Annotated in this window: 21 protein-coding genes and 1 tRNA gene; 7 read left to right on the top strand and 15 right to left on the bottom strand. The window is 64.4% G+C overall.

The window, feature by feature from the left end; genetic code table 11:
* Positions 1-14: 14 nt before the first annotated feature.
* Genes VNN77_04795 through VNN77_04785 form a run of 3 tightly spaced genes read right to left on the bottom strand, consistent with a single transcriptional unit; the run spans position 15 to position 3,778 of the window.
* On the bottom strand, positions 15-881 hold the full coding sequence (locus tag VNN77_04795) for a xanthine dehydrogenase family protein subunit M (protein ID HXG50712.1): 867 nt from the start codon (positions 879-881) through the stop codon (positions 15-17).
* A 4-nt stretch (positions 882-885) separates the two neighbouring features.
* Entirely contained in the window at positions 886-3,312 is a 2,427-nt protein-coding gene (locus VNN77_04790; protein HXG50711.1) for a xanthine dehydrogenase family protein molybdopterin-binding subunit, read from the bottom strand.
* Positions 3,305-3,778, bottom strand: a complete 474-nt coding sequence (locus tag VNN77_04785; GenBank protein HXG50710.1) for a (2Fe-2S)-binding protein — start codon at positions 3,776-3,778, stop codon at positions 3,305-3,307. Before VNN77_04785 ends, VNN77_04790 begins: the two co-directional genes overlap by 8 nt.
* A gap of 263 nt (positions 3,779-4,041) precedes the next feature.
* Between VNN77_04785 and VNN77_04780 the strand changes: the two genes are divergently transcribed.
* Complete coding sequence (locus tag VNN77_04780) at positions 4,042-4,554, top strand: RidA family protein (GenBank protein ID HXG50709.1); 513 nt, start codon at positions 4,042-4,044, stop codon at positions 4,552-4,554.
* A 10-nt stretch (positions 4,555-4,564) separates the two neighbouring features.
* On the opposite strand, the gene VNN77_04775 is transcribed toward VNN77_04780, so the two are convergent.
* Entirely contained in the window at positions 4,565-5,521 is a 957-nt protein-coding gene (locus VNN77_04775) for an ABC transporter substrate-binding protein (GenBank protein ID HXG50708.1), read from the bottom strand.
* A 227-nt stretch (positions 5,522-5,748) separates the two neighbouring features.
* On the opposite strand from VNN77_04775, the gene VNN77_04770 reads away from it, so the two are divergent.
* Genes VNN77_04770 through VNN77_04760 form a run of 3 tightly spaced genes read left to right on the top strand, consistent with a single transcriptional unit; the run spans position 5,749 to position 8,365 of the window.
* Positions 5,749-6,534: an ABC transporter permease gene (locus VNN77_04770; GenBank protein HXG50707.1), complete on the top strand. Its 786-nt coding sequence runs from the start codon at positions 5,749-5,751 to the stop codon at positions 6,532-6,534.
* Positions 6,535-6,582: 48 nt separating this feature from the next.
* On the top strand, positions 6,583-7,596 hold the full coding sequence (locus VNN77_04765; GenBank protein HXG50706.1) for an ABC transporter substrate-binding protein: 1,014 nt from the start codon (positions 6,583-6,585) through the stop codon (positions 7,594-7,596).
* Positions 7,597-7,606: 10 nt separating this feature from the next.
* Positions 7,607-8,365, top strand: coding sequence for an ABC transporter ATP-binding protein (locus VNN77_04760; GenBank protein ID HXG50705.1), 759 nt, complete (start codon positions 7,607-7,609; stop codon positions 8,363-8,365).
* 89 nt (positions 8,366-8,454) lie between these two features.
* On the opposite strand, the gene VNN77_04755 is transcribed toward VNN77_04760, so the two are convergent.
* From VNN77_04755 to VNN77_04705, 11 genes are all read right to left on the bottom strand, one after another.
* Positions 8,455-10,785 carry a xanthine dehydrogenase family protein molybdopterin-binding subunit gene (locus tag VNN77_04755; protein ID HXG50704.1) on the bottom strand — a complete coding sequence of 777 codons (2,331 nt, stop codon included), beginning with the start codon at positions 10,783-10,785 and terminating at the stop codon, positions 8,455-8,457.
* Between the two features lie 85 nt (positions 10,786-10,870).
* Positions 10,871-11,374, bottom strand: a complete 504-nt coding sequence (locus VNN77_04750) for a (2Fe-2S)-binding protein (GenBank protein HXG50703.1) — start codon at positions 11,372-11,374, stop codon at positions 10,871-10,873.
* Positions 11,371-12,252 carry a xanthine dehydrogenase family protein subunit M gene (locus tag VNN77_04745; GenBank protein ID HXG50702.1) on the bottom strand — a complete coding sequence of 294 codons (882 nt, stop codon included), beginning with the start codon at positions 12,250-12,252 and terminating at the stop codon, positions 11,371-11,373. Before VNN77_04745 ends, VNN77_04750 begins: the two co-directional genes overlap by 4 nt.
* A 107-nt stretch (positions 12,253-12,359) precedes the next feature.
* Positions 12,360-13,004 carry an urea carboxylase-associated family protein gene (locus tag VNN77_04740; protein HXG50701.1) on the bottom strand — a complete coding sequence of 215 codons (645 nt, stop codon included), beginning with the start codon at positions 13,002-13,004 and terminating at the stop codon, positions 12,360-12,362.
* A 198-nt stretch (positions 13,005-13,202) separates the two neighbouring features.
* Positions 13,203-14,069 (bottom strand): xanthine dehydrogenase family protein subunit M, encoded by an 867-nt coding sequence (locus VNN77_04735; protein HXG50700.1) that lies wholly within the window; start codon positions 14,067-14,069, stop codon positions 13,203-13,205.
* Complete coding sequence (locus VNN77_04730) at positions 14,066-16,360, bottom strand: xanthine dehydrogenase family protein molybdopterin-binding subunit (GenBank protein ID HXG50699.1); 2,295 nt, start codon at positions 16,358-16,360, stop codon at positions 14,066-14,068. Before VNN77_04730 ends, VNN77_04735 begins: the two co-directional genes overlap by 4 nt.
* A 16-nt stretch (positions 16,361-16,376) precedes the next feature.
* Positions 16,377-16,928, bottom strand: a complete 552-nt coding sequence (locus VNN77_04725; protein ID HXG50698.1) for a (2Fe-2S)-binding protein — start codon at positions 16,926-16,928, stop codon at positions 16,377-16,379.
* 33 nt (positions 16,929-16,961) lie between these two features.
* The gene (locus tag VNN77_04720) at positions 16,962-18,449 is read right to left on the bottom strand and encodes a tripartite tricarboxylate transporter permease (protein HXG50697.1); all 1,488 of its coding nucleotides are present in this window, start codon (positions 18,447-18,449) and stop codon (positions 16,962-16,964) included.
* Positions 18,450-18,467: 18 nt separating this feature from the next.
* The gene (locus VNN77_04715) at positions 18,468-18,929 is read right to left on the bottom strand and encodes a tripartite tricarboxylate transporter TctB family protein (GenBank protein ID HXG50696.1); all 462 of its coding nucleotides are present in this window, start codon (positions 18,927-18,929) and stop codon (positions 18,468-18,470) included.
* Positions 18,929-19,954: a tripartite tricarboxylate transporter substrate binding protein gene (locus VNN77_04710; protein ID HXG50695.1), complete on the bottom strand. Its 1,026-nt coding sequence runs from the start codon at positions 19,952-19,954 to the stop codon at positions 18,929-18,931. The genes VNN77_04715 and VNN77_04710 overlap by 1 nt, the downstream gene beginning before the upstream one ends.
* A 9-nt stretch (positions 19,955-19,963) precedes the next feature.
* A complete protein-coding gene (locus VNN77_04705) occupies positions 19,964-21,619 on the bottom strand; it encodes a UbiD family decarboxylase (protein ID HXG50694.1) in 1,656 nt (551 codons plus the stop codon).
* Positions 21,620-21,721: 102 nt separating this feature from the next.
* On the opposite strand from VNN77_04705, the gene cysS reads away from it, so the two are divergent.
* The 3 genes from cysS (at position 21,722) to VNN77_04690 (ending at position 25,008) form a co-directional block, all read left to right on the top strand.
* Complete coding sequence (cysS, locus tag VNN77_04700; GenBank protein HXG50693.1) at positions 21,722-23,134, top strand: cysteine--tRNA ligase; 1,413 nt, start codon at positions 21,722-21,724, stop codon at positions 23,132-23,134.
* Positions 23,131-24,918, top strand: a complete 1,788-nt coding sequence (locus VNN77_04695) for a hypothetical protein (protein HXG50692.1) — start codon at positions 23,131-23,133, stop codon at positions 24,916-24,918. The genes cysS and VNN77_04695 overlap by 4 nt, the downstream gene beginning before the upstream one ends.
* Positions 24,919-24,931: 13 nt before the next feature.
* Positions 24,932-25,008, top strand: a tRNA-Arg gene (locus tag VNN77_04690).
* Positions 25,009-25,887: the final 879 nt, after the last annotated feature.

Below are 25,887 nucleotides of genomic sequence, written 5' to 3'. Positions count from 1 at the left end.
GCGGCGCCGGCCGATCAGGCCGGCGCCCCCTCCATGGCCGCTTCGACGGCTCGGGCGACATAGACCGCGGCGAGATGCGCGCGGTACTCGGCGGAGCCGTTGACGTCCTCGACGACGTCGACGTCGCGAGTGGTTTCCGCGGCCGCATCCGCGATCGTCCGCGCGTCGAGCTTCCTGCCCGCAAGGAGCCGTTCCACCCGCTCGGCCCGGTACGGCTTGTCCGTCACTCCCGTGATCCCGATGGCGATCCGGCTGCAGACACCGGCCGGATCGAGGGCTGCTCGCACCGCCACGCCAACGACCGCGAATCCGGACGACCGGGGCGCCGCCTTGAGGTAGGCGGTCCTGTCGGTTCCGGTCGCCGGCACCTTGATCGCCGTGACGATCTCGTCCGGCTCGAGCGCGCTCATCATAAGACCCAGGAAAAACTCTCCGCTTCGAATCCAGCGCGTTCCGTTGGGGCCAACCGCTTCGATCTCCGCGTCGAGAGCGAGCACCGCCGCCGGAAAATCGCCCGCCGGATCCGCGTGGGCGATGCTGCCGCCGATGGTTCCCCGATTCCTCACCTGGACGTCGGCGATCGTCGCCGCGGTCTGCGGCAAGAGCGGGCAGCGGCGGCGCAGCAGCTCGGACGACTCGATCTGCGCATGGGTCGCCAGGCCGCCGATCACGATCCAGTCCCCCTCTTCGCGGATTGCGTCGAGGTCGGGAATGCGTCCGATGTCGACGACGTAGGCCGGCCTGGCGAGCCTCATCTTGAGCAACGGCAGGAGGCTCTGGCCGCCGGAAAGAATCTTGGCGTCGTCGCGGTGCGCCGCGAGGAAAGCGACGGCGTCGCTCAGGGTGCGGGGAGCATAATAGTCGAAAGCAGCGGGAATCATGGCGTCAGTACAACCTTCGGGCGGATTCCGGGCGGCGGTTGGCGATGCGCCAGACCGCTTCCGGTGTGAGCGGCAGCTCGTGAATCTCGGCGCCCAACGGGCTGAGCGCGTCCTCGACGGCGCTGGCGATCGCCGCAGGGGACGGGATGGCGGCGCCTTCACCCGCGGCCTTCTGCCCCAGCGGCGTAAAAGGCGAAGGCGAGGGCCGGTGGACCACCTCGATCCGCGGGGTCTCGGCCGTCGAGCATTTACCGTAGTCGAGATAGGTCACAGTCAGGGGCTGCGCGTCGGAGCTGTAGAGAAAACCCTCGCCGAGCGCAACGGCGATGCCGTGGGCGGCCGAGCCGTAAATCTGGCCGTTGACGACGTCGGGGTTGATGATCGTGCCGTTGTCGCCGACGATCAGGTAACGAAGCACCTCCACCTTGCCGGTGTTCTTGTCGACCTCGACGACCGCTCCATGCGCTCCCGCGGAGAAGGTGAACTGCGCCCGGACGCGCCGGTCGGCGCCGGGCACCAGGTTCGGCTTTGCGTGCTCGAAGGCATAATAGTAGGTCGCCTGCAGGCCCGGCTCCATGTCTTCGGGAATCAGGTGCTGGTTGTTGTAAGCGATGCGGCCGAGCTCGGCGAAGGTGATTCTCTTCGCCGGCGCGCCGGGCGCATGAACGATCCCGTCCTCGATCGTCAGCTCCGCAGCGTCGACCGCCAGGACGTGCGCCGCGAGCTTGAGGATCTTTTCGCGCAACCGCCTGGCCGCCCCGTGAACGGCGCCGATGTCGTAGAGATGGAAGTTGTTGCCGCTGTTTGCCGCCGCCACTCCCCAGGGCGAGAGGTCGCTGTCGAAGGGGATGGTGGTGCTGATGCAGTCGGGGCTCGTGCCCAGCACCTCGGCGGCCACCTGGGCGGTGGTGGTCTCGTGCGCCTGGCCGCAGTTGGGCGAGCCCAGGTGGAGCGCGATCGTGCCGTTTTTCTCGAGCCTGATGGTTGCGCCGTTGATTCCCCCCGATCCGGGACCTTCCTTCATCTCGGGAAAGATGGCCATGTCCCGGGCGGCGTTGCGCCCGCCGGGCTCCACGCCGATCACGACGCCGATGCCGAGGAGGCGGCCCTGCTCGCGGGCGCGCTTCTGCTCTTCGCGCAGCTTTTCGTAGTCGAGGCGTTGCAGGAGCGTGTCGAGCAGCCCCGGATAGTCGCCGCTATCGTAGAGATTGCCGCTGGGCGTCGCGTACGGCATTTCCTCGGGGCGTATCAGGTTTCTGCGCCGCACCTCGATCGGGCTGAGCCCCAGCTCGCGAGCGATCCGGTCCATCGTGCGCTCCCAGATGAAGCACATGCCCGGCTTGCCGATGCCGCGGTTGGGGATCACGGGGCACTTGTTGGTGACCACCGAGAAGCCCTCCATGGCGATGTTGCGGACGCGATAGGTGTTGGAGAGGTTGTTGAGCTTGTTGGTGAAATGGATCGTCAGGGTGCCGACCGAGCCGCCGACGTCGTCGTATTCCTTGAAACGCAACCCCAGCACGGTACCGTCGTTCTTGACGGCCGCCTCGACCTCGAATTCCTGCGCGCAGGCGTGGCCTCCGGCCATCATGTGCTCGCTGCGGTCCTCGACCCACTTGACGGGACGGCCGGTCTTGATCGCGAGCATGGAGACCAGCACGACGTACTTGCGGATCAGGTGGATCTTCTGCCCGAAACCGCCTCCGACGTCGGGAATGATCACGCGCACGTCCTGGATCCCGAGGGCTTCGCGGAGGCCGTCGTAGATCACCTCGGGAACCTGGGCGGTCACCCAGACCGTGAGCCGCCGGGTCGCGGCGTCATGGGACGCTATCACGACGAACGGCTCGAGCGGCGTCGAGCTGTAGCGGTGGATCTTGAGGGTTTCGCGGACCACCCGGTCGGCGGAACGAAAGGCTTCGTCGATGTCGCCGTACTGGAGCGATCCGTGCCAGGCGAGGTTGGTCCCGAGCTCGTCGAAGAGAACCGCCGACGAAGGCTTGAGCGCCTCGCGCACGTCGACCACGGGCCGCAGGGGATCGTACTCGACCGCAATCAGCTCCAGGGCGTCTTCCGCCGTGCCGCGGTCGCGGGCGGCGACGGCCGCCACCGGCTCGCCGACATAACGGACCTTGTCGACCGCGCTTGCGTACTCGGGAATCGGACGCTTGAGGCCAGCGGCGTACCGGCCGGGCTTGAACGGGTTGGAGTCCTTGCGAACGTCGTCCGGAGTGACGACCGCGACCACGTTGGGCGCAGCGAGCGCGGCGGCCGCGTCGACGGAGACGATGCGGGCGTGGGCGTGCGGGCTGCGAAGGATCGTAGCGTGGAGCATGCCGGGGAGCCTGAAATCGTCCGTGTAGAGCCCCCGGCCGGTCACATGGCGCGGCCCCTCTTTGCTCCGCGCGCGGGTCCCGACGAACTTAGCCATTTTTGAGCCCTCTCGCGGCGTCCTTGACCGCCTCGACGATCTGGACGTACCCGGTGCACATGCAGAGATTGCCTGCGAGCCCCCGGCGGATCTCTTCCTCGGTCGGGTCGGGGTTGTTCCTCAACAACGCGTGACTCGCCAGCACCATACCCGGCGTGCAGTAGCCGCACTGGAGCGCGTAGTTCCTGACGAAGGCTTCCTGGATCGGAGCGAGCTCTCCGTCGCGCGCCAGACCTTCGATGGTGGTCAGCTCGCGGCCGTCGGCCTGGACGGCCAGATGGAGGCAGGACTTGACCGCCTTGCCGTCCATCAGGATCGTGCAGGCGCCGCACTCGCCCACGACGCAGCCGACATGGGTCCCCGTGAGACCGATTTGCTCGCGCAAGAAGTGCGAAAGCAGCATTCTGGGCTCGACGTCTTCCTCGTATCGTCGCCCGTTGATGGTCACGCGGATAGTTTTTTTCATGGCGCTTCAGAATAGCGGTTGATTTTCGGCGAATCAAGGCGCGGTCGCGAGAATCGCGCGCGGGCGCGCGACGGTCTCGGCCATCGTCCAAGTTCGCGCCCTGGGCGGAGGGATCGAGCCGCCGGCGGATCGTTCCGGGACGGGGGCGCTCCGGTTCTGTCGAGGCGGAGGCGTCGCATGGACGAACCGGAATTTCTTGATTGCCAGGCTCCGAGGGGTTTGCTAGTCGATAGGCGGGCGAAATCACAAGAAGGAGGGGTGCCATGACGATCAATGCGGAAGCGTTCGAACGCCAGGAGCGCGAGAAGGTGGAATACGACTGGGGTACGCTCTGGCCGAAATACCACAAGGAAAAGATGAATTGGGCGACCGGATTCAGGACGAACGGGGACGTCGACATTCTTTTCCTTTCCGGATCGACGGGAAGAGATCCGTTCGAGGACGCGCCCTGTCGCACTCCGGATCAGGAGCGGGCCGGAAGGGGCAGGGTCGTGGGCGGCATCAGGGAACAGACGCGCCAGGCTCTGGAAGACATCAAGGCCAGTCTCGAGCAGATGGGCGCAACGCTCAAGCACATTGTCATGTTCCGGTACTTTCTTACGCGGCGAGAGGACGTTTTTGATATGCGCGACGAGATGTACAGGTTCTTCGAGGAAAACGAGCCCGATTTGCGGCAGCATCCGAGGCCCGCGACGCTGCTCCGGGGCGTGGGGATCGACCTCCCGGACATGCTCGTGGAGATCGAGGCGTGGGCCGTCGTTCCCAGGAAGAAATAGCGGAAGCCCGCTAGCTGGCGCGGCCGCCGGACCCGCGGTCGGTGTCGGGCGGCGTCCGCAGAGCTTTCCGGCGGTACGACAGGTCGACGTATTTTTCCACGGCCGGCAGAGGCGGCGCCATGCGCCCCATCTCCGCCCGCAATTCCAGCACGGAGGCGATTCCGGGCAGATTGAGAGCGGCGTCGGGGTAGATGCCCGCGGCGGGGTCCAGCAGGGCTTTCAGCGTGTTTTCGGCGCGCGCTGGATCGAGCCCGTGATGTTTTTGGAGCAGACGCGTGCACGCCCGGCGGTTTCGAGGCGCAAAGCACCATCGGGTCGCCTCGACATAGGCCCGGATGTATCGAACGAGGAGCGCTTCATGGGCTTTCGCCCAGGAGCGCCGGGCGGCTCCGCAAGTGGCCTGATAGACGGAAGACAGCTCGCCGCCGCGGGCCAGGAGATGGCAGCCAGCGGCAAGAGCGTCGTCGACGTACGGCGCCGTCAACAGCGCCGCGGCAATCTTCCTGTCGAGCAGAGCACGGTACCGGTGTTCCCAGCCGCCAACCTCGACGAGCTCGTAGTCGCCGGGCGAAAAACCGCGCGACCGAAGAAATCTTTCGAGGAGGAAGACGAATCCCGTGACGCGGGAGTCCACCCCGAGCACGCGGCCTCGGAGCGACGGCACATCGGGGTATTCCGGCGCCGCGACCAAGGCCATCAGCCCGCCGTGCAGCCCCATGAAAAGGAACAGATCCGACCGATCGCCAGAGGTTCGTTCGACGGCCGCGACGACGTCATCGGCCGCAGGGTGCCCTATTTCGAAGCCGCCGCTTTCGAGCGCCTCGATGAGAAAATCCGAACCGGGCGTGTAGGTCACTTCGACCTCCAGACCGTGGCGGGCGAAGATCCCCTGCTCGGCCGCGGCGTGAACCGGCAGGTTGTAGGCCGCTCGAAACTGGATGAGGCGAAGGCGGTCCGGCAACGCCATCGAATCCTCGGCAAAATGCTTTCAGGAACCGGCGTGTCGATCTTTTTTTTCTCGTGGGCCCGGATGCGGTGATTTCTCGTGCATGTCCTTGACAGGATTGCCGCCATTGGATAATCAGGCGGTAGCCGTCGACCGGGTCCACGCGCTTGGCGGAGCGAGTACATACCTAAACTCGGGCATTGTCAATTCCCGAAAAGCCCCTTGCTCGCTCGAGGGGAGGGAGGACGATGAACAGGCATCCTTCGACGGGAGCGCCGTCCGTCAAATGGTCGATTCTATTCTTCGTCGTCCTGCTCGTCCTGTGGCAGCTCGTGGTCCCCCTGCTCGGCATTCCTTCCTATCTCCTTCCCACGCCGCTCGCCATCCTCGAAGAGTTTCAAAAGCGCGGCGTTTTCATTTTTACGAACTCCGTGCCCACCTTCTACGAGACCCTTCTGGGCTTCGTCATCGGCGCGGTGATCGGCATCGTCTCGGGCCTGGGCATCGTCTACTCCAAGCTCCTCTGGCTCACCGTCTATCCATCGCTGGTGGTCATCGGATCCGTTCCACGAATCGCCATCGCTCCCCTCATCCTGATCTGGCTGGGTATCGACACGCTCTGGTCCAAGGTCACGATCGTTTTCCTCGTTGCGTTCTTCCCCATGGTCGTCAATTCGGTCGTCGGGTTTTCCCAGATCGAGCCGGAGATGCTCGACCTGGCCAAGACGATGGGCATGAAGCCGTGGATGGAATTCAGAAAAATCCGTCTGCCCAACTCCGTGCCGTACATCTTCGCCGGTTTCAAGACGTCGATCGCCCTGGCGGTCATCGGCGCGGTGGTCGCCGAGTTCGTCTCCGGCCAGCAGGGGCTCGGCTATCTCATCATCATCGGCAACAACGATCTCAATGCACCGTTGATCTTCGCCTCGATCATTCTTCTCTCCGTGATGTCGCTCGGGCTGTTCGGAATCATCGTCGGGCTGGAAAAGGTCCTGATGCCGTGGCGGCGCGGCATCCACCCCACGGAGCTGTGAACCTCGCATGCGGGCCGCAACGCGCATGCAGAACAAAAGGAGGATGCCATGAAACCGAAGACGCGTTCGCTTTCGCTCGCGTTGTTGACGATGGCCGCCGTGGTCATCGGGACCCAATCCGGCGTCCGCGCGGCGGAGAAGGTACGGTTTCTGCTGGACTGGATCATCGAAGGAAAGCACGTGCCGTTCTTCGTGGCGCGCGACAAGGGGTTTTTCGAGAAGAACGGCCTGGAGGTCACCCTGGTGGAAGGCAAAGGCTCCGGCAACGCGGCGACGTTCATCGACGCGGGCCAGGCCGACTACAGCTACGGCGACTTTCTCACGGCGGTCGAGGTGATGTCGAAAGGCGGAAAAAACCGAGCCATCGGCGTGGGCATGGTGTTCAACGGCGGCGGTTTCATCTATCGGGAGGGAGCGGGGATCAAGGGCGTCAAGGATCTCGAAGGCAAGAGCTTCGGTACGAATCCGGGAGATTTCGCTTACGCCCTCTTGCCCGCGCTGGCGGCGGCGGCGGGATTCGACCACAAGAAAGTCACGATCAAGACGATGGAGCCAGCAGTCCGGACGCCCGCGCTCTTCGAGGGGAAGATCGACTTCATGTCGGGAACGAACGGCTCGAGCATCCAGAGGATGGCGATCCTGGCCAAGCGCCAGGGGAAGGCCGTCAACTACCTGTTCTTCAAAGACATGGGCCTGCAGACTTACGGGCACGTCCTGCAGGCTCGAGCGGATCGCATCCAGAAGAATCCGGATCAGGTCAAGAGGTTCGTGACGGCGCTGTTCGACGCCTGGGCCTGGTCGCTCAAGAATCCGAAAGAAGCGTTCGACGCTTTCATGAAGGCCAATCCGCAAAAGGACCGCGATATAAGCCTCGCCCAGATGGAAGCGGCGCTCGACGACGTGGTGGACCCCGAAACCAGGGAGCGCGGCCTCGGCTACATGAAGGAGTCGATGATGAAGAGGTCGGTCGAGATCGCAAACAAGTACTTCGGCCTGTCGCCCGCGGTGGACTACAGGACGACCTACACGAACCAGTTCATCCGGAAGAATCCCGGGATGTAAAGGGCGGGTCTTGACGGGCTTCATCGATTACGAGAGGGTTCGCAAGGTCTATGCCTCCGGCAACGATGCGGTGGTGGCGCTCGAGGAGGTTTCCTTCAGCGTGTACGAGCGGGAGTTCGTCACGGTCGTCGGTCGAAGCGGCTGCGGCAAGAGCACCCTGCTGAAGATTACCGCCGGGCTTCTGAACTCCACGGCTGGGTCCGTGCGCGTCGGGGGAGTTCCCGTTCGCGGGCCGCTGACCGATATCGGTATGGTCTTTCAATCGCCGGTGCTCCTGGCCTGGCGCAGGGCGCTGGACAATGTTCTGCTCCCGATCGAATCGCGCAAGCTGAACGTCGAGCATTACCGGGACAAGGCGTTGAAGCTGCTCGAGCTGAGCGGGCTCAAGGGCTTCGAGCGCAAATATCCGAGCGAGCTGTCGGGCGGCATGCAGCAAAGGGTTTCGATCGCTCGCGCGCTGATTCACGATCCGCCGCTGCTCCTGATGGACGAGCCGTTCGGCGCGCTCGACGCCATCACGCGAGACGAGATGAACCTGGAGCTCCTGCGGATCTGGCAGGAGGCGAGAAAAACGGTCCTGTTCATTACCCACAGCATTCCCGAAGCGGTCTTTCTCGCCGACCGTGTCGTGGTCATGACCCCCCGACCCGGCAAGGTCGCCGAGATCGTCGAGGTCGACCTGCCCCGCCCGCGGACCACGGCGATGCGCGACGATCCCCGGTTCGTTTCCTGCGTCAAGAGGATCCGTCAAAGCCTGGGCGTGGGCTGAAATCGGGGGAGGTTTCGATCTGCGGCCACGGCGGCGCCCGTCGGACGAGGCCGGGCGAGAAGCGAGCCTTTCGAAGAAAAGAATTCCCTTCAGCTCGTGTGGCGGGCAGGCGAGCGGCGGATCAAGCTTCTGACCCGGTCCGGCGACAGCGGCAGTTCGTTGATTTCAACGCCCAGGGGCGAGAGGGCGTGGCTCACCGCGTTGGCCAGCACCGCTCCGGTGCCGACGATGCCTCCTTCTCCCGCGCCCTTGACGCCCAGCGGGTTCAACGGCGACGGCGCCTCTTCCAGAACGATGCTTTCGATGGGCGGGACGTCGGCGCTCGACGGAAGAACGTAATCCCGGAACGTGGTGGTGAGGAGCTGCCCGTTTTCTCCGTAAACCAGCTCTTCGCACAGCGTCGCCCCGATCCCCTGCACGGCGGCGCCGACCGCTTGGCCGTGGACGAGCATCGGGTTGATGCATCGCCCGACGTCCTCGACGACCATGTACTTCAGCACTTCGACCAGGCCCGTTTCGGGGTCGACGGCGACGCGGGCCACGTGAACACCGTACGAATGAGTCAGCTGGCTGGAGTTGAAGTAAGCGGTCTCCTCCAGGGCCGGCTGTTCCGGGCGGGCCCTTACCCCCGCGCGAACGTGCGCCAGGAGCGTTTTCAGGTCGAGCAGCGGCTCATGGGTGCCTTTGCGGCAAATCTTTCCTTCCTCGATCTCCAGTCGGTCGGGATCGATGCTCAGATGATCACCGGCGATCCGGAGGAGCTTTTGCCGCAAGCGCCGGGCCGCGAGATAAACGGCGTTGCCGCACATCACCGTGCCGCGGCTGGCGAAAGTTCCCCAGCCGAAGGGGACGAGATCGGTATTCCCGTGGAAGACTGAAACCCATTCCATGGGCACACTCAGGCCGTCGGCGCAGATCTGTGCCATCGCGGTCTCGTGTCCCTGCCCCAGAACGTTGATGCTCAAATAAACAGCGACGCTCGGGCCGTCGCCGAGGGCCACGCGGGCTCCCTCGTAGGGTTCGAGCCCGCCAGTGTTCTTCACGAAACAGGCGAGGCCGACCCCGTGATACCGGCCATTGTCGAGGCGGCCCTGCTCGCGCTGAAGGTCCCGGTAGCCGAACGCGTTCAAGGCGCGGTCGAGCGCGCTCGGGAAATTGGCGCTGTCGAGCACCGTCGGACCCGCGCCGGGCCGGGTGACGCCGATCTCGTACGGGATCTCTTCCGGCCGGACGAGATTCCTGCGCCTGAGCTCGACCGGATCCAGGTTCAGGTCCGCCGCCACCATGTCGAGCAAGCGCTCGCGGAAAAAACAGGACTCGTAACGTCCGGGAGCCCGATAGGTTCCCATGCCCGTCTTGTTGGTGACGACACAGTGGACCTTGCATTCGTAGTTGGGAATCCGGTAGGGTCCGGTCAACAGCGCGGCGGTGGAGCACGGGACCAGGCCGCCGTGGGTGCGGACGTAGGCGCCCATGTTCCCGTAGATCCTGGCCCGCAGCGCCAGCAGCGCGCCGTCTCGACGGGCCGCGATCTCGAGCTCGCAGCCCACCTCCCGCGAATGGTTCGCCGCCATGAGATGCTCCCGGCGGTCCTCGATCCACTTGACCGGTCTGCCGAGGCGCATCGAGGCGAACGGAATCAGAAAATCCTCCGGATAGAGCTCGCCGCGGATGCCGAAGCCGCCGCCGACGTCGTTCTCGATGAAATGAACATGGTGCTCCGGAAGCCCGAGAAACGCGGCGATGACCTGGCGGTTGTAATGGAGCAGCTTGGTCATTCCGTAAACCGTCAATTCGCGCCTGCCTGCGTCGAAAGTCGCGACCAGGCCCCGGGTCTCCAGGGGATTTCCCGTGTGGCGGTGGACGCGGAAGAGCTCCCGCCTCGTGTAGTCGGCCTTCTCGAAGGCCCCCGCTGCGTCGCCGATGCGAATTTCATGTACGGCGGCGAGGTTCGTCCCCGCTTCCTCGTGGATGAGGACGTCGTCGCGCAGGGCGGCAGCGACATCCAGCACCTCCGGGAGATCCTCGTATTCGACCTCGATGGCGTCGAGCGCGTCCTCGGCGACGTAGCGGCTTGCCGCTACAACGACGGCGACCGGCTCGCCGACGTAGCGAACCTTGCCTTGCGCCAGAATGGGCTGAAGATAGCGCTCCAGGCCGGGCAGCCTGTACATGCGCATGGGAATGCGGGCCGCCGCCTCGCCGACATGCCGCGACGTGAAAATCCACGCGACGCCGGGAACGGCTTCGGCTCGAACCGTGTCGACGGAGCGGATGCGCGCATGGGCGCGGGAGCTGCGGAGGATCGCTGCGTGGAGCATCCCGGGCAGCTTGATGTCGTCGGCGTAGGTGCCTTTGCCGCTGACGAACCGGATGTCCTCTCGCCGCTTGATCGAAGCTCCGATGTAGGTCCGACCCATGATCAAGGGCGATTCCCGGCCCGGGGTTCCCGGTTTTTACGTGCCGTGAGTTCCTGTGCGCCGTTCATGTTGACCCGCTCCGTCGTCAGTATTTGCGGCTTTCCGCTCCTGCCGGGGACGAGGTGATTTCCACGGCCGCCTGGAGGATTGCCTGAACGATCGGCTGGTATCCGGTGCAGCGGCAAATGTTGCCCGAGATGGCATCGCGCGCCTGCGCCTCCGACGGACGGGGGTTTTCCTTGAGGAAAGCCAGGGCGGTCATCAAAAAGCCCGGCGTGCAAAAACCGCACTGAAGCGCATGGTGGTCCTGAAACGCCTTCTGAAGAGGGTGAAGCCTCTCGCCCTGTGCGAGCCCCTCGACCGTCAGAACGTCGGCCCCGTCCGCCTGAACCGCCAGCAGAAGACATGAACGCACCGCGGTTCCGTTCAGCAGCACGGTGCAGGCTCCGCAGACGCCGTGCTCGCAACCCAGATGGGTTCCGGTCAGCTCCAGCTCGTTGCGCAGGAAGTCGGCGAGCGTCGTTCGCGCTTCGACCCGCCGCTCGCACAGCTGGCCGTTGACCTTTACGCGGATGCCGTGCACGCTCATCGGGTTACCTGTTCCCGCCGCAGCAGAGCGGTTTGCAGGGCCCTCCGGATCAAGCAGGCCGCGACGTCTTTGCGGTACTCCGCGGAGGCATGGACATCAGAGATCGGATCGAGCTCCTCGGCCGCCGCGGCCGCGGCCTCGGCGAAAATCCTCGGCTCGGGACGCCGCCCTTGCAGGACCTGTTCTCCCCGAGCCGCTCGCAAAGGTCGGTCGCCGACGCCAAAGAGGACGAGCCGCGCCTCCTGGCAGAGATCGCCGCCGTCGAATCGGATCAGGGCGATGGCTCCGACCATGGCGAAGTCGCCGCGACGCCGGGCGACCTCCTCGATGGCCCAACCCGATCCCCACCGCCAGGGGGGAAAGCGTATCTCCGTCAAAAGCTCCGTGGGCTCGATAGCGGTTGACATCAACCCGGTGAAAAGGTCCTCCGCAGGAATCGCTCGCTCGCCGCGCTCGTTCTTGACCGAGAGCTCCGCGCCGAGGGCGAGGCTGACCGCAGGCAGCTCCGCTGCGGGGTCCGCATGGACCACGCTTCCGCCGACGGTGCCGCGGTTCCGGGTCTGGAAGTGACCGATGAGCGGCATGGCGGCCGCGAGCAGGGGGTTGCGCTCCTTGACCGCGGGGGAAAGCTCGAGAGAGCGCTGACGGGTCAGCGCCCCGACCGCGAGCTCGCCGTCCGCTCCATGAGCAATGTATTCCAGCGACGTGAGACGATTGATATCGATCAGCACTCGCGGGCGGGCGAGGCGCAGGTTCATCAAGGGCATCAGGCTTTGGCCGCCGGCCAGAATTTTGCCTTCTTCACCGTAGCGTGAGAGTAATTCGAGCGTCTCGCCGATCGTTCCAGGCGCGAAGTATTCGAACGGAGCCGGTTTCATGCTCGTCGGATGCGTCAGCGTGCGAACATCTCAGTCCGATCGCCCGGGCCGAAGCCTTCCGAACGCGATCAAGCAAAGGTTCAAACCGTTCAACCCCAGCGCTCCATTCAAGCCGCAGATTGCTGGTAGACGATTACCCCCATCGGCGTGGGATTGAAACCGTTGCAAGGATTTCGCTCCTGCGGGCAGTTCGAGACCGCCACGACCAGATCCATCTCGGCCCGAAGGTCGTAGAAGTCGCCGGGGCGAGTGGTCGGTTCCTTGATCTCCATGGTCCCGTCGGCTCGGACCGCCACGCGCATGAAGGGGACGAATGCATTGGGAATCCGGCGCCGGTCGAGCCCCCAGGGAGCGAGCGCCATGGCGAAATTGTCGCGGCAGTTCCGGGTGCCCGGCACCCCGTAACGGATGCGGTTCAATTCCTCGCTGCACATGGGGCCGTAAGCATAGCTCTCCTCGTTCGAGTAGCCGGTAATAGTCATCATCGGATTGCAGATCACGGAATAGAGCACGTCGCCCTGGCGCAGCTCGCGACGCCTGTTGAGGAGCAGGCTGTTGCCCATGTTGAGGTGCTCGGTCAGGTCGCGCTCGTTGAAGCAGATCAAGTCCGGCACCTGCTTGCCTTCGATGTCGACGAAACGGAGGATCTGCCCTCGGCGCATGGTGAAGGCTGAGTACTCCCTCGCCGGGATGATCCATTCGTTCGCGATGGTGCCCGGCACAGGATAACGCCGCATCACGGGAAAGGTCACCGCGTTTCAGCCTCCCGACCGGCTTTCCCCGCCCCGAGAAGAAAAACGCCGGCGGCTGCGGAGCCCGTTGGACCTCTGCGCTCGGTTCGAGCCGCGCTTCAGCCGGTTCGAGATCTCGAGGTTCAATCGATCGAACCAGAGAAACCAGGAACCGGAGCCGCAAACGAACTATAAGCTAGAACTGCCTGTGGCGCCGGTTCAAGCTACCGCGATTTTCAATGCCTGGGCCGCAGCGCGGCGGACCAGGACCTTGACCATTTCCCGTTTGTACTCGGCGGAGCCGCGGTTGTCGTCCACGGGATCGACCTCCGTGGCGGCAACTTCGCCCATCTCGTGGAGGACGGCGTCGTTGACGACCCTGCCACGCAAGACCTCCTCGGCCCTTGTCGCGCGAATGATGGTCGGCCCGACGGAGTTGAGCCCGAGCCGCACGTCTTCGCACGTGCCGTTCGCGGCTTTGACGGTCAGCGCCACGCCGACGGTGGCGAAGTCCTCGGCGCTTCGGGGAGTGAACTTGATGTGCGACCAGCCGAGGTTCGTTCGGGGCGGCGGGACGTGGATTTCGGTCAGCAACTCGCCCGGGCGCAGCGCGGTCTGATAATAGTCGACGAAGAAACCGTCGAGCGGAACGGTCCGCGACCCCTTCCGGCTGACGACCGTTACCTCGGCGTCGAGCGCGATCAGGCTCGCCCCCGGATCGGTGAGCGGATCGCCGCCGCTCAGGTTGCCGCCTACGGTCCCCATGTTGCGAATGCGGGGTTGCGCGACCTTGCGGAACGTCTCGTGCAGCAGGGGATAGTGTTCCTTCACGACGGGCGACAGCTCGAGGTCGCGATGGCACGCCCCCGCGCCGATGCGCAGCCCGTCCCGGGGGTCGAACCGGATCCGATCGAAGTCGGGCAGCCTCGCGAGGCTGACGATTACTTTGGGCGCGAGGAGCCGCTGGCGCATCCAGATGAGGAGCGAGGTGCCGCCGGCGATCGCGCGGGCGTCATCGCCGTAGCGCTCGAGAAGCTCCAGGGCTTCGTCGAGAGAGGCGGGCTCGAGATAGTCGAACTTGATCATCGACCTTCTTCGCGGCGCTTTTCCCGCAGCGCGCGCAGGACCTTTTCGGGAGTGATCGGGAGGGTCTTGATCCGAACGCCGACCGCGTCGAAGATGGCGTTGCTGATGACCGCCGCAGTCGGATCCATTCCGAGCTCGCCCAATCCTTTGGCGCCGAACGGGCCCGTCGGCTCGTACGAATCGGCGAACGCGTGCTCCAGAGGGGGCATGTCCCGCATCGACGGAAGGCGGTAGTCGGAAAAGTTGGGATTGAGGGGTCGGCCCTCTTCCATCTTCAGTCCTTCGATCAGGGCGTAGCCGAGACCCTGAGCAACCGATCCTTCGACCTGGCCTTCGGCGGCCAGCGGGTTGATCACGGTTCCGCAATCCGAGGCCGCGGCGTACTTGAGGACCCTGACCTGGCCGGTCTGCGTGTCGACCTCGACCTCCGCTGCCTGGCAGCCGAAATTGTAGGCGCCGGACTCGTTGCCGTAGCGGGTCGCGTCCTGGAGCACGGAGTCCGCGTCGAAGCTGCCCGAGGCGACAACCGGAGCTCCGTTGCGGCGAAACAGGCGCGCCCGCGCGACGTCCGCGACCGTGACCGATTTTTGTTCGGCGCCGCGGACGAAGATCCGGCCGTCGCGCGACACGAGGTCGTCGGGGTTGGCCTCGAGCACTTCGGCCGCGGTCTCGTAGAGCTGCTGCTTGACTTTTTGCGCGGCGTCGCGCACCGCGTTACCCGCGATGTAGGTCAACCGGCTGCCGAAAGCCCCGAGGCAGAAGGTGGTGAGATCGGTATCCGCCTGCGAGAACTCGACGTCTTCGAGGGGAATCCCCAGCTCCTCGGCGGCGATCTGGCAGAGCGTCGTTCCGGCTCCCTGGCCGCATTCGCCCTCCCCGCTGATGATCAGCGCCTTGCCGTCCTCGTTGATCTTGATGGTCGCCGAGCCGCCGTCGTAATCCCCGAAGTGGCGCTTGCCGCTCACGTGCACGGTGCACGCGATTCCGAGGCCGGTGTCGGGTTTCTTGCTCCGGCGCTTGGCCTTCCAGTCCATCATCCGCTCGACGAGGTCGATGCACTGCCGGAGCTCGCAGCTCTTCACGCGGTTGCCGTGCGGGGAAACGTACCCGGGCTCGGCGGCGTTCATGCGCGCGATCTCGAGCGGATCGATGCCCAGGCGATGCGCCGCCTCGTCGATGACCTGCTCCACGGCCCATTCCGCCGACGGGTTGCCGAAGCCACGGAACGCGCCCGTGGGTATCTTGTTGGTGTAGACCAGGTACGCCTGGGTCTTGACGTCGGAATACTTGTAGCAGGTGTCGTGGCGCAGCGCTGCGACGCCCGTGATCGCGGGAGCCTTGCCCGAGTAGGCGCCGTTGTCGGCGATGACGCGGATGTGTTTGGCGCGGATGGCGCCGTTTTTCTTGAAGCCCATCCGGACCCAGATCTTCATGTTCACGCGCGGGCGGGACCCGGCGAGGAACTCCTCCTCCCGGGAGTTGATGATCTTGACGGGCTTGCGGGCCTTCTTGGCCAGAATGGCGGCCACCACGGCGTTGTTGTCGTCGCACGACTTGCCGCCGAAACCGCCCCCGACCGCCGGCTGAATGATGCGCACGTCGGTCTCACGGACCCCGAGGGCGGCGGCGATGCGGTAACGCGCGTTGAACAGCGTCTGAGTGTTCATGTAGATGGTGTACTTGCCGCTGGCGGCGTACTCGGCGACGCTGCCGATCGTCTCGATCGCTGAGTGCCACTGGGGCGTGCTCTCGAAGGTATCCTCCACGACGAGGTCGGAGTCGCGGAAGGCCGCCGCGACGTCGCCGCGCTCGACGTCGATCGTGAGGGCGATGTTGCGCGGCTTGTCCTCGTGGACGAGGGGCGCGCCCTCGGCCATGGCCTCCTCGGCGTCGAAGACGGCAGGCAGCGGCTCCCATTCGACTTCGATCAGGTCGAGCGCCTCCTCGGCGATGTCCGGATCGATCGCGGCGACCGCCGCGACCTCTTCGCCGACGTAGCGCACCTTTCCCAATGCGAGCGGGTACTGGTCCGGGAAAAATGCACCCCAGCCGCGCTTGATCGTGTCTTCGGCGGTGACCACCGCCCGGACCCCCTTGAGCTTCTCCGCTCTGGATGTGTCGAGGCGGACGATACGGGCGTGGGGATAGGGGCTGCGCAGGATCCTGCCGTGAAGCATCCCCGGGAGCTTGATGTCTGCGACGTAGAGCGCGTCGCCGGTGACCTTGTCGCACCCTTCGACGCGGTGAACGCGCTTTCCGACGACGGCGAATTCCTCGGCCCGCTTGACCATGACGGTTCCCCCCGAGCTATTTTCGGTCGTGCAAGCCCTCGGACGTATAGAGGCTCTGGATCTTGGCCTGGCGGAGATCCCGCCGGCGGCTTGCGCCGGCCTTGATCTTGCCCTGGGCGACCGCCTTGATGGACTCGAGAATCTTGTAGTAGCCGGTGCAGCGGCACAGATTGCCGGCCATCCACTCCTTGATCTCGTCGTCACTGGGATTGGGGTTTTCGTCGAGCAGAGCCTTCGCCGCGATGATCTGCCCGGGAGTGCAGATGCCGCACTGGAAGCCTCCGTATTCGATGAACGCCTGCTGCAGGGGATGGAGCTCGTCGCCCTTGGCGAGCCCCTCGATCGTGGTGATCTCTTTGCCCTGGCAGGCGATGGCCAGGGTCAGGCAGGAGCTTACCAGCCGGCCGTTCACGAGCACGCTGCAAGCGCCGCAGACACCGATGCTACACCCTTCTTTCGTCCCGGTAAGACCGATGTCGTCTCGCAATGCGTGCAAGAGGAGCCGATTGGGCTCGATCTCGAGCTCGTAGTCCTGTCCGTTGACGCGGAGCTCCACGGTTCGTTTCATCGATGGCGACATTATCGGTCGCAGGGGCGCCTGTCAAGGAACCGCGCCGGCGGGCGACTGGCCTCGCCCCAGGAGCGTTTTGCGGTAGGGCCAGAGGAGCATGAGAATCGTCAGCAGAAGGAGCAAAAGCGAGAAGGGGCGCGTGAAAAAGATCGTGTACGAGCCGCGGCCGATCAGGAGGGAACGGTGAAAGTTGGCCTCGACCAGATCCCCCAGAACCAGCCCCAGCACGAGGCAGGCGGCGGGATAGCGGTAAACGCTCATGATATAGCCGAGGATCCCGAAGACGAACGTCACCAGGACGTCTTCCAGCATCCCGCGCAGAGCGAGCGAAGCGATGAAGCTCAGCGCGACGATGATCGGTACCAGGATGGCGTTGGGGATGAGCACCGCCTTGGCGAATTGGCGGGCGAACAGCAGCCCCATGACGAAAAAGGAGACCTGCGCGAAGAGGATGCCGGCGAAGACCGTGTAGGGCAGGGCGCCGGAACGGGAGAAGAATTCAGCGCCCGGCTGCAGCCCGTGCATGATCATCGCGGCCAGGAAGATGGCCGTCACGGAGGAACCGGGAATGCCCAGGGTGAAGGTGGGAATCAGGTCCCCCACGATGCAGGCGTTCTTGGCGATCTCCGGGGCGAGCAGCCCGCGGGGATCGCCGCGGCCGAAATTCTCCGGGTCCTTGGCCGCCCGCTTCTCCACGAAATAGGCGACGACGTTGGCCGAGGAAAGGCCGAGAGCCGGAAGAACTCCCATAAAGATTCCGACAGCGGAGGCTCGGGCGATGGTGGCCGGTAAGGCCAGGACCTTGACGAACCCTTCCCAGACATTGCCGGTTCTGCGAAGCTGCGAAATGCTGCCTTCCTGCTGGGCCAGAACGATGGCTTGCGAAAGGGCAAAGAGACCCAGCACCACCGCGGCGAGCGGAAGGCCGTCCTCGAGATAGTCCCACCCCAAGGTGAAGCGCGACTCGGCGGTGATCGGGTCGCGGCCGACGAAGGAGAGAAGCAGGCCGATTCCGCCCAGCGCGAGACCCTTGAGCAGCTGCCCTTCGGAGGCGAGAGCCAGGAGCGAAAGGGCCATGACGGCCACCATGAAGTACTCCGGCGGGCCCATGTGAACGGCGACCCAGATGAGCAGAGGCGACAGCGCGACGAGCGAGATCCAGCCCGCGACCCCGCCGATGAACGAGCCGAACGTCGAAATGCCCATCGCCACCCCGGCCTGGCCTTTTTGCGCCATCGGGTGGCCGTCCCAGCAGGAGGCGACCGAGCCGACACCTCCCGGGGCGTTGATCATGATCGATGCAAAGGAATCGCCGTAGGCGGTGGCGGCATGCACGGCGGTGAGGAAGATGATCGCCGTGGCCGCGGGCATGCCGAAAGTCAGCGGCAGCATCAGCGCCACGCCGAACAGCGGCCCGAGGCCCGGAAGGGCGCCGATCAGCATGCCGAAGGCGGTACCCGCGACCAGGTACAGCAAATTCAGCGGCTGGAGCGCGGTGAGAAACCCTTCAGCCCACATCCGTCTCGCGCTCCAGTGCTACCATGGAAAACCGATCAGACCCTTCGGCAGCCGGATGTGGAAGACCGACTGGAAGGTGAAGACCAGAACCGCGGTGAAGAGAACAGCATGCGCCGCGACGACGGCGGGGCGGCGGTAGCCGAGAACCAGGGGACAAAGAAGAAGGAAGACGAACGTCGCCAGTGAAAACCCGATCACGTAGATGAGCGCCAGGTAAACCGCCTGGAGCGCGAGCGGAATGCCCCAGGCGGGAAGGCGTCCGCCGGACGCTCGGCCCTCAGGGGGCGCGGCATGCCGGATTCCGGTGCGGTTGATGATCAGGTCGAGAAGGACGAAAGCGAGCGTCGCCACGCCGACGACGCGTGGAAACAACGCCGCCGTCGGATTGTTCTCCCGCGAAAAGAAAAGCAGCGCCGCGGCGAAGCCTGCTGTAACGAGCGGGAGAAGGGCTGCACCGAGATCGACTTTGCCGCGTTCCACTACTTGCTCTTCTTGAGGATCGATTCCAATCCCTGAATCGTCTTGAAGATTCCGGACGAGGCCTTGTAGAACTCGGCCGGCGGCATCGGCTGGAGCGTCATCTTGGCCTTGGCCGCCGCCGCCAGGTACTCCTTGTCGGCGAAGGCTTTCTCGAACGCCGAGACCAGAACCTTCAGCCGCGCTTCGGGCAGGCCAGGGGGGGCGAATACGCCCGTCATCTGATCCATCTTGATCTCGGGGTAGCCGAGCTCGGCGATCGTCGGAATGTCGGGATGGGATTCGTCGCGCTGGGGCCCGGAGACCGCGAGCACACGCAGCCGTTTCTGCTCGTGAAGCGGCCAGTAGCTGTCGAGAGCACCCGTGCCCATCTGCGTCTGGCCGCCCGCCAGAGCGAGCGCAGCTTCGCTCCCGCTGTTGAAGGGAACGTAGGTGATCTGGATGCCGGCCTTGGACCTGAGCAACATGGCGAGGATGTAGGCGTTGCTCCCGACGCCCGTGCCCGCCGAGGTGAGCGGCTGCGCCGCCGACGCTTTTCTCAAGTCCTCGATGGTCTTGAACGGCGAGTTGGCGGCGACCGCCACGCAATCGTAGTTGCGCCCGGCGATGTTGTAGACGTGCGTGAACTTCAAGACGTCGAATTTCCCCCCGGAGACGATCTGGCCGCTCGACATGGAAGGCTGCTGGCTGACCAGCAGGGTGTAGCCGTCCGCGGGTTGCTTGAAGACGTACGAGCGGGCAACGTTGCCGCCCGCCCCGGGCATGTTCTCGATCACGACGGGCACTCCCAGATACTTCTGCAGGTAGGGCTGGATCAGGCGGGCCGCCAGATCCGTCGTCCCGCCGGCGGCATGAGTGATGACCAGCCGGACCGGATCCTTGGGATAGTCCGCCTTCTGGGCGAAAGCGCTGCCGTGCCCGAGCAGCAGTGCCGGCAGGCTCCACGCCACGATACGCCGGAAATCGAACCATTTATTGTTTTTCACTGCGTTGTCGCTCCTTTGTCTTTCGTGTCTTTCGTCGCGCATGAAGCTCTCTCACTCCGATCGTCCCGAATGCGAGCGGCCCCATTTCGCGCGCATGGACTTCATCGTCTCGCCCTCGCCGACCTGGACCCGGGTGCGGCGCAGTTTTTCGCCGACTTTCTCGTATTCGCTCCGCACCGCCAGCTCGGCCTCGGCCTCCAGCTCTTGCGGCCACAGCCCGAGCAGGTAACCGTGCCACGGCTCCTGCGGTTGAAGCTTCGGTAACCCCAGCTCTTCCCAGATCTCGCGGGCCCGAACCATATACTCCTTTTTCGGGAGCGAAAGGGGAGGAAAATCCGCCTTCCGGGTAGCGTCGATCAAGAGGGACGATTCGCTGTTATCATAGCGGCTCGACGGGTGCGTTGCCACCATCCCGATCGGCGTGGCGCCGAACGGGCGGTTGCCGACGATCTTGACGTCGCGGTGCGGCTGCGAGCGGTGCGTGATCGCCCAGGTCACGGCCACGGGGTCCCGTGGATTGATGTCCTCATCCACGGCGACGATCAGCTTGCCGACCCGATCGCCGTAATCGAGCACGCCCTGCATCGCGTCCCACGGTTCCCGGTCGTTGCGCTTCTTCATGCGGACCACAACGTACGGGCGGAGGTTCACGAGCGGCTCCATCAGGTAGACTTCGAGCACCGAATCGAGGCCGCGCTTGAGGAGGAAGCGCTTGACCAGCGTCGCCATCCCCATCGCCTTGATCTTGGAGCTTTCGCTCGGGGTGACCTGGCTGATGATCGATACCCAGATCGGATTCTTGCGATGCGTGATGCAGCGCAGCTCGAAGACCGTACTGAGCGTGCGCGGGTCGACGTAGCCCATCGATTCGCCGAACGGCCCTTCCTCTTCCATGTAGTTCGTCGGGACGATCCCTTCCAGCACGACCTCGGCGGTCGCCGGCACCTCGAGATCGACGGTCCGGCATTTGATCAGCTTCACCGGTTTTCCCATGAGACCGCCGGCGAGCGCCAGCTCGTCGACCTCCGGCGGCACCTTCTGCGTGGCCGCGTAGGAGACGGCCGGCACCGTTCCGATGACCACGGCGACTTCGAGCGGGATTCCACGCTGCCGGCATTTCTCCCAGTGGGCCGACAAATCCTGGGGCGTTCCGGACATCAGTCCCGTCAGCGCCGGGCCTTTGATCAGGCCGCGGTAGTTGCCGACGTTGCGCCGGCCGGTTTCGGGATCTTTGGTGATCCAGTGGCCGGCGGTGATGTACGGGCCGTTGTCGAAACCGGGCGTCGAGATCGGGATCGGGAACTCGAAAAGACCGCCGTGGGCCAGAAGGCCGCTTCCTTCGTGGATCTCCTCGCGCGCGGGCCCGTCGTCGACCAGGACCGGTTCGATCGGGTGGTCCATGGCGTAAAGCCAGCGATCGGCCACCTCGTCCGGGTTGCACTTGAGCCCCAGACAGTAGATCGCCTCGGATCCCGCAAGGCCGCCGACCAGAACCGAGCCGTTGTACTTGCGTTGCTTGGAATCGGTAACGTTGTCGAACAGGAATCCTTTCCTGGCTTCCTCGGGAAGGCCACGGAATTGCCAGCGCACCAGCGGCTGCAGCTCGGTATCCTTGTTGATCTCGCGGTGGACTCGGACCAGCTTTCCGTGGTGGTCGAGAGCCGCGATGAACTCGCGGAGGTCTTCGTAGGGCTTGGCGAAATCCATAATTATTGGATGTAGTATGCTTTTTTCTCGACGGCTTCAAGTGGCGGGCGGATTTCAGCTTGCCAAAAAGGCCCGCGATCCGTAAGATAAAAATTTCCGGCGATGCCGCTTAAAATCTTCAATACGCTGAGCGGGGCCAAGGAAGATTTCGTGCCGCTCAAGGAAGGGGAGGTGCGGATGTACGTATGCGGCGTGACCGTTTACGACTCCTCTCACCTTGGCCACTGCCGCTTCTTGTTGACCTTCGACGTCATCTACCGCTACCTGGGGTTTCTGGGCTTTCGAGTTGTCTACGTACGAAATTTCACCGACGTCGACGACAAGATCATCAAGCGGGCGCGCGACGAGAACACCACCTGCGAGGCGATCACCGAGCGCTACATCGAGGAGTTCCGCCGGGATGCCGCCGCCCTCGGACTGGCGGAGCCGACGTATGAGCCGCGGGCGACGCATCACGTGCCCGAGATCATAAGCTTGATTCGAAAGCTCGAGGAAAAGGGGCTTGCCTACCGGGTGGATGGAGACGTTTTCTACCGGGTGAGCGGGTTCGCGCAGTACGGCAAGCTCTCGCGCAAGAACCTGGACGAGCTCCAGGCCGGCGCCCGCGTCGAGGTGGACGAACGGAAGGGCTCGCCGCTGGATTTCGCGCTCTGGAAATCGAGCAAGCCGGGCGAGCCGGCGTGGCCGAGCCCGTGGGGCCCGGGCCGTCCAGGCTGGCACATCGAGTGCTCGGCCATGAGCACGAAATATCTCGGCCAGCCGTTCGACATCCACGGCGGGGGACGCGACCTGATCTTCCCCCATCACGAGAACGAGATCGCCCAGTCCGAAGGCGCGTTCGGCGTCCCGCTGGCGCGCTACTGGATCCACAACGGCTTTCTCAACATCGACCACGAGAAGATGTCCAAGTCGCTGGGGAACATCTTCACGATCCACGAGGTGCTCCAAAAGTACGACGCGGCGGCGCTGCGCCATTATTTTCTCTCCAGCCATTATCGGAGCCCCATGGATTTCTCTTTCCAGGGGCTGGAAGAGGCCGGGCGCGCGGTGGAGCGGGTCTACGAGACGCTTGAGCGGGCGACGCCGCTGCTTGCCTCCCGGGAGGGCGTCGCGGCGGACGCGGCGCTTCTGGAGTCGTTCCGGAGGGAGATGGACGACGATTTCAACACTCCGCGCGCCCTTGCGCTGCTGTTCGAGGAGGTGCGCTCGGTGAACCGGAGGCTCGACGAGAGGAAGATCGAGGGTCTGGAGGGCCGTGTGGTCGCGCTGCGGCGAGTGGCGCAGACGCTCGGGCTGATGCAGGACGGAGCCGAAGCCTTCTTCGAGAGGAAGAAGGAGCGATGGTTGCGCCAGCATGGATTGCAGCGGCGCGATATCGAGGCGCTGATCGAGGCCCGCGACCGGGCGCGCAAGGAAAAGCGTTGGAGCGATGCCGACCGCATCCGCGAGGAACTTCAGGCAAAGGGGATCGTTCTCGAGGACGGACCGTCGGGAACAGTATGGAAGGTGAAGTGAGGAGGAGGGCCCTGCGCGGGAGCCTGTTGGCCGGTGTCGCGTGGGTCGTGGCCTCGCTGGCGGCCCACGCGCAGGAATCTCCCCGGGCGGCCGATTCGGGAGAACGGGGCATCGCCCTGCGCAAAACCGTGGTGACGCGGGAGTTCGAGGGGGAAACGATCGAAGGCGAGGAGCGGGTCGTCGCTCCCGGAGAATCTCTGTGGCGTATCCTGATCGACGAAAAAGGCCTGTCGCCCAGGCGCTTCAACCGCTATCTCCACCTCGTCCAGCGCCTCAATCCCCGGATGGGATCGCGCACGACCCTTCGGGTCGGCGAAAGAGTGTTCATTCCGCTGCACGTCGAGGAGGAGCTCGGCCCGGCACAAAAGGACGCCGGCCGCTTGCGCGCCCGGCCTGCTGCGGAGCCGGCGGCGATCACGGAATACCGGATCAGGCCCGGAGATTACCTCTATCGCATCCTGCGGGAGCAGCTCGGCATTCGAGACGAACGCGATCTCGCCCTCTATTTCGCGCTGGTCAAGGATTTGAACCCCGAGCGCAGGAATTGGGATCGCCTGCTGGAAGGCGAGGTCATTCGTTTGCCGTCGCGGGAAGGAACGCCGCAAGGAGGAAGGACGATCGCGGCCGCCGGGGGCGTTGGCGGAACCGCGCGCCCGAGCGTGCCGTTCGAGTCCGAAAGCCTCGCCGCGCCAGCACCGCGTTCGCCCGTGGCACCGCCCCTCGAGCCGCGGCAGCTCCCTGCAAGGCGCCATCTCGAGCTTCTGGAGGAGGCGGTGCGAGCGGTCGGATGCGTGTTCGCTTCCGAGGGAGAAGAGGATCTGGCGTTGGCGGAGGGAACCGTCCGCCTCAACAGGGCGTCGTTCCCTGTGGCTTCCCACCCTAAGCTCGGGCAGAAAGTGATTCTGGACATCGGCGACAAGATTCCCCCGGCGTTACGGGAAAAGCTCGGTAGCCCCGCGATCGGCGTGCCCGTGGTCACGCTCCAGGAAAGGTCGACGATCGACGAGGCGGTGAGGCAGGTGCTCTCGCGCCTGGGATTCCAGCTGCTGCCGGCGGACCGGCCGGTCGTGCTCAACGACGGGGGAATCGCCTACGAGGCCTCGGGAGCGTGGATCGCGTTGGCGCCGCAGGAAAGCGATAGACCGCAGGAGATTTTCGTTCTAACGTTCGGCGGCTCGGCGGTTCCGGACGAGGTCGAAAACGGCCTCGCGCAGAAGGGATTACATCTGAGGCCGATCGGAGCCAGCCACGCTGCTGCCCGTTCGAGCGGTGCAGGAGAAAGCCCTCCGTCGGGGCCTGCCCCGGAGATCAAGGTCTGGCCCCGCGAAAAGCCGCTGGTCGTCGACGCGCTCTTGAACGCTTACGGCGTCCGCTTCGAAGCGGAACAGACTGTCTCGGCCGAGGTGTACGACGGGTTGAGCTTCGGCCTTCGAGCCGACCGCGTTTTCCAGTTGAACGGCCGGCGAACCGCCCTGCTGTTCGGCCGCGCGGAGCCGGAGCTGAAAAAGCTGCTCCAGGAAAAACAGGCGATACGCATCGTCGAGCTGGACCTGGGAACGCTGTCCGTGCGGGAACTGATCGCCCGGCTGTTGAGCGAGCTGGGGCAGAAGGTAGCATACAGGGAAAACCGTTTCCCGGCGTCGAACGACCGGAGGGGGCTCGCGGTCAACGCCTGGGGTTTTTTGCTTCCGGAGCGCGCCCTCTTTCTTACCGACCGCGAGATCCCGCCGAGCCTCCACCGCTTCTTCTTTGAAAAAGGGCTGCAGATCGTCTACTTTCAGTGAGGCTTCCGCGTACGCGCCCGTAGCTCAACTGGACAGAGCATCAGACTTCGGATCTGAGGGTTGGGGGTTCAAATCCCTCCGGGCGCGCCAGGAAAATCAAGCAGTCACGCGCCAAAGTCTGCTCTTCTTTCCCGGTTCGCTACATTTTGCTACCGCTTCAGCTCACGGCGGGATCCTGGACGCCCTGCGCCGCACCGCGCCGATCTGCACCCATGTCTTAAACCGGGGGGGCAAGGGCGTCCGCAGCTCGGTGGACGGGCTGGCCGGCCTCTCCCAAATCGGCAGGTATAACGGCAATACACTGACCAATGTATGAACGTAGGGCAGGCGGTGCAGATTGACCGGCCCAGGAAGTTACAGAAACATTTCAGCTCCGACGATCACCGACAAATCGGAATATACGGAACCGTGCCACAGTGCGCGCGAAGGCCGTTGAGGCATACCGTTTCTTGAACGACTGTGTGGGCGACTTGGTCGCTGGCGCGCTATGATGCTAGACCTGACCCCAATGAGGTACGTGTCTTAAGCCGGGGTGACAGGGGCGTCCGCAGCCCGGTGGACGGGCTGGCCGGCCTCTCCCAAATCGGCAGGTATGACGGCAATACACGGACCAGTGTATGAACGGCGTAGAGCCATGGAAATTTCCTTGACAAGCCCTTGAGCTTACAGGAAAATCTCCGCGGCCGACGATCACCGATGAACCGGAATATACGGAACAGTTGACTCAATAGTTAGATGGATATTAGGAGACTTACACGCCGAATTCGCTTGGGCGATTTAGTTTATGGTTTGGTTGGTGCACTTTTGATGGGAGTTAACTGCTACATTGTCCCCCGCCCCAGGATTTCTTTGGACACCTGATTGGGAGAAATGTTAAGGAGAAAAACCCAGGAGGTGTCCATGTCGAAAAGACAAGTGCAACGAGGTCGATTTTCTGCTCGCCGGAAGTTGGAAGCTGTGCTTCGGTTG

The sequence above is a fragment of the Candidatus Zixiibacteriota bacterium genome, assembly GCA_035574315.1.
Lineage (GTDB): Bacteria > Desulfobacterota > Binatia > UBA9968 > UBA9968 > DATLYW01.
The sequence above is the reverse complement of the archived record's forward strand: the minus strand, read 5'-3'. Positions and strand labels throughout refer to the sequence as shown.